General features: G+C 74.2%; 2 protein-coding genes and 1 pseudogene. 2 read left to right on the forward strand and 1 reads right to left on the reverse strand.

The window, feature by feature from the left end:
• Positions 1-534: pseudogene (locus tag ACFWEJ_RS27385) on the reverse strand (hypothetical protein); the annotation flags it as partial.
• A 372-nt stretch (positions 535-906) separates the two neighbouring features.
• On the opposite strand from ACFWEJ_RS27385, the gene ACFWEJ_RS27390 reads away from it, so the two are divergent.
• Both ACFWEJ_RS27390 and ACFWEJ_RS27395 read left to right on the forward strand, forming a co-directional pair.
• Positions 907-2,049 carry a hypothetical protein gene (locus tag ACFWEJ_RS27390; protein WP_377232330.1) on the forward strand — a complete coding sequence of 381 codons (1,143 nt, stop codon included), beginning with the start codon at positions 907-909 and terminating at the stop codon, positions 2,047-2,049.
• Positions 2,050-2,157: 108 nt separating this feature from the next.
• Positions 2,158-4,467 carry a serine/threonine-protein kinase gene (locus ACFWEJ_RS27395; protein WP_377232331.1) on the forward strand — a complete coding sequence of 770 codons (2,310 nt, stop codon included), beginning with the start codon at positions 2,158-2,160 and terminating at the stop codon, positions 4,465-4,467.
• Positions 4,468-4,645: the final 178 nt, after the last annotated feature.

Below are 4,645 nucleotides of genomic sequence, written 5' to 3' on the forward strand. Positions count from 1 at the left end.
CGCGGGGCCGGGGCCTTCCGACCCGTCGGGGGCCGGGGGGGCGCGGGGAACGGTGTCGGTGTCTTTGGGCTCGAACACCTCGGGGGCGGCGGTGTCGCCGCCCGGGGCCAGGTCCGCGACCGGCACGCCCTCGAACGCGGGGGCCGGGATCGTCCCCGGACCCGCCGTCGGCTCGGGAAGCTGCTCGGGCAGGGGCTCGGGCCTGAGCTCCGGCAGCGGCTCGGGCAGCGGGGAGGCGGACGGCGCCTGCGCCGGCGGCGTCGCCGGCGCGAGCTCGTCCTCCTCCGGCACCACCGTCCCGTCCGGGTGCACGATCAGGTTCCAGAGCCCCTCCGGACCGGTCGCGGAGGCCCGCACGGGCCGGCCGATCTGTACGGCGTTCTCCGTGACCCGGCGCAACACCTCCACCCGTGCCTCCTCCAGGCTGCCGGTGGCGATCGGGTGGAACGTCCCGTCGATCGTCACCTCGCCTGAGCCGTCCTCACGGACGATCGCGTCGATCCGAGGCCAGCGCGGCACGGTGTCAGAGCTCATGCGTTTCCTCCGAAGTTCCTGGGCAGGCGGCATAGCGTGGGTTCGCCCCCGAGAGCAAGCGTCGGCCATGATCGGCCCGCTGGCCACCCCAACGGGGCATTCACCCCACCTGGTAGGTTCTCGCGCAAACAGGTGTCGAAACCGGGACCACAACCGAGGAGCCCTTGCGTGTCCGACGAGCCCACCCGCCGAATTCCTCCGGCGGCCGACCCGACGCAGATCCAGCGACCACCGGCTCGTCCGGGGCAACCCGGCGCCCCGTCATCGTATGACGCGACCCAGCGGATGAGTGCCTTCGCACCCGGCGGTGGCCCCGGTCAGCGGGTCCCGGGAAACCAGGGCGGCGCCCCGGTCGACGAGTCGACACAGCTGATGCCGCCACCCCGCGGCGCCTCGCCCATCGACGAGTCCACCCAGCTCATGCCGCCACCCCGCGGCGCCTCGCCCATCGACGAGTCGACCCAGGTGCTGCCCCCGCCGCGCGGCGCCTCCGCCGTCGACGAGTCCACGCAGCTCCTGCCCCCGGCGGGCGCGCAGCGCGACTACCGGTCGGCGACGCCGCCGCCCGCGCGGCCGTACCGGCCCTACGAGACCGAGCAGCCCACGCAGGTCCAGACCCCCGGCGCCTACCCGGGTGAGCCCGGCTACGGGCAGGGCCAGCAGGGGTACGGCCAGCAGCCCGGCTACGGCCAACAGCCCGGCTACGGGCAGCAGGGTTACGAACAGCAGGGTCAGCAGGGGTACGGCCAGACCGTGGCGTACGGCCAGCCGGGCCAGGCCGGGCAGCAGGCGTACGGCCAGCAGGGTTACGGGCAGCCGGGTCAGCAGGGTTACGGGCAGCAGGCCGGCTACCCCGGTCAGCAGCAGGGGCAGCAGGCAGGCCCGCCCAACCCGTTCGAGCAGGGTTTCGGCCCGCAGTCCGGCCAGTCGACGCCGCAGCGCCGCAGCCGCGAGAGCGACTCCGGCGGGGGCGGCTCGACGGCGGGCGCCGTCCTGGCGTGGATCCCGCGGATCCTGCTCGCGCTGAGCGTGTACCAGCTGGTCCGGCTGATCCCCGGGTTCGACGTCATGCCCGACGTCTCGCAGTTCCCGCTGTTCCGCGGGATCGGCGACGGCGTGCTCGGCATGCTCAACCTCAACCCCGAGTGGTCGGACCAGGCCGCGAACATGACCATCCCGGTGCTCGGCATCGCGCTCGCGGGCCTGTTCAACACGATCCGGTCGCTGAACACGTCGCTGGCCATCTGGCCGTACGGGCTGGCGATCGTCGCCTGGATCGTGGTGTTCGCCGTCGGCGGCATCGTCGGCTACGCCCAGGACGCCACGGAGAACGTGAAGCAGGACGTCCAGGACACGGTGGACCAGGAGATCGAGGACGCCAAGCAGGACGCGAAGGACTCGGTGCAGCAGGAGATCGACAAGAGCGTCGAGGACGCCCAGCAGAACGCGACGGACAGCGTCGAGGAGAGCATCGGCGACCAGCTCGAGAACGCCCTGCCCGGCGGGAACGGCTGAGCGGGTCAGGTCACGGGTCGGGCACACCGACCCCGGTGGGCGGCAGGACGCTGATAGCGTTTCTCACGTCCAACCGGTAGTTCCGGTGCGCTGCTGAGGAGTCCTTGCTTGTCCGACGAGACCACCCGCATGACGGCCGCACGCCCTGCCGGACAGCCGGTCGGGGGTGGCGACCAGACCGCCGTCGTGCCGACGCCGTCCACGCGGGCGGTGCCGCCGCCGCCCGCGCCCACACGGACCGTCCCGCCGCCCACCGCGGCCACGCGGGTGGTGCTGCCGACCGGGCCGTCCGGGGGCGCCGTCGGGCACGGTGCTGGTGCCGGGTACACCGGGGCCGGGTACACCGGCGGCGGGTACACCGGCTCCGGGGTGCCCGGGGGCGTGCCGCGCATCCCCGCGACGGGCGAGGTGCTCGGGCCGTTCCAGCTCGGCGACTCCCTCGGCCACGGCGGGTTCGCGCACGTGTACCGGGCCACCGGCCCGGGCGGCGAGGTGGCGCTCAAGGTGCTGACCAACACCGAGTCGGGCTCGCTGGACCGGTTCGTCGGCGAGGCCGCGCTGCTGGAGCGGCTCGCCGGACGCGGGTTCCCGCAGCTCGTCGCGGCCGGCCTGGACTCCCCCACGCCGTGGTTCGCGATGGAGCTCGTGCCGGGTCCCACGCTGTCCCAGCGCCTGGCCGCGGAAGGCCCCCTGCCGGTGCACGAGGTGCTGCGCGTGGCCGACGACGTGCTCGACGCCCTCGCCGTGCTCCAGGAGGAGCACTTCCTGCACCGGGACGTGAAGCCGGCCAACATCATCGCCGCGCCCGACCGGTACGTGCTCATCGACCTCGGCATCGCCAAGGGGCACGGCACCACCACGTCGACGCACGCGGCGGGCACCATCTCGTACATGGCGCCCGAGCTGTTCGTGCGCAAGCCGCACGCCCGCTCCGACGTCTACAGCCTGGGCCTCCTGCTGATCTTCCTCGCCACGGGCCAGCTCCCCAACGACCTCAACTTCGCGGGACGCGACCTGACGGCGGCCGACGTCGGTCCCGTGGACCAGCGGCTGCTGCCCCTGATCCTGGCCATGACGCGGCACCGGCCCGAGGACCGTCCGCCGCTGCACAACCTGTCGCGCACCGTGGCCCAGCTCGCCACGGACAGTGCCCGGCTCGACCCGGCGCTGCTCGCCGCGGCGGGGGCCACCACGATCGAGCGCGGCCTGGTCACCGAGGTGCTCACGGGCAGCGCGGCGGCAGCCACCGTGGCGCCCACCAGCGTGCTCGCGAGCAACCCCGTGCAGCCGGGCGAGCCCATGACCAACCTGGTCTACGACCAGCAGCTCATGGGCCGCCTGCACCAGGTGCACGGAGACGGGTTCGACGGCGCGGCCGAGGAGGTCATCTCGACGTACCTGGCCGCCGTCGGGCCGCAGCGGGCCGGCGGGCGCGCGCCCGCCGAGATCAAGGACTACCTGTGGGCCGCGATGCGGTGGGCCCCGGCGTTCACCCCCGAGGGGTACTCCGACACGTTCGACGGCTGGGCCGCCTACCGGCAGCGCCACGGCCTCCCGCTGCCCGGTACCCCCGGCGCGACCCCGCCCCGCCGGCACACCAGCAGCGGACCCCGGGTGACGCAGGCCGCGCAGCAGGCGACGCAGGTCGCGCCGTCGTTCCGCCCGGGATCGGCGGCGACGGCCGCCCGGACGGCGCCCGCGCCGGCGCAGCAGCCCGGGACGACCGGGACGCAGCCGGTGCAGCGGCCGACCGGGCCGGTGCAACCGCCGGTGCAGCCCCGGCCGCCGGTGCAGCAGCAGCCTCCCGCACCGCAGCAGCCGACGGGTCCGGTGCAGCCGGACGCGGCCGGGCTCTCGCGGCGGGACGGCCGGGATTCCCGTGACGAGCGGGACGCCCGCGCCGACCGGAGCTCCGGCGGCGGCCTGGGCGCCGTGGCGACGGTCCTCGGCTGGATCCCGCGCGTGCTGCTCCTCATCGCGCTCTACCAGCTCGTGCGCCTGATCCCGGGCTTCGACGCGATGCCCAGCGCGGCCGAGCTGCCGCTGTTCGCGGCACTCGGTGACATCACGGTGGCGACGCTGGGCCTCGACCCGGAGTGGGCGCCGCGTATAGCCGAGCTGTCGATCCCGCTGCTCGGCATCATCGCGGCCGCCCTCGTCAATCTCGTGCGCGCGGTGCGCTCGCGCCGCGGCGGCCGCACGTGGCCGTTCTGGCTGGTCGTCGTGGTGTGGGTCATCGTGATCGCGGTGCAGGGCGTCGTCGGCTACGCGCAGCAGGTCACGCAGGACGCGCGCGACTCGCTGCAGGAACAGCGCGAGCAGATCCAGGACGACCTCGAACAGGGCGTCCAGGACACGACCGAGGACGTGCGCGACTCGATCTGGCAGTCCTTCGAGGACGCCCTCCCCTGGAACTAGGAGGAGGGCTGACGGCCCTCTCCCCCGATGTCATGGGGCTGCGGCGTCAGGGGCTGCGAGGTCGGCAGTCCCCAGACGCCACGCTCGGAGGTCGGCAGTCCGCTGAGCTGATCCCGGGAAGTCGGCAGTTTGCCGCGCAGAGTCGGCAGTCTGCATCGAGGTCGGCACAGGCCTGTGC

The organism is Promicromonospora sp. NPDC060204 (genome assembly GCF_042728455.1).
In the GTDB taxonomy this organism is placed as follows: domain Bacteria; phylum Actinomycetota; class Actinomycetes; order Actinomycetales; family Cellulomonadaceae; genus Promicromonospora.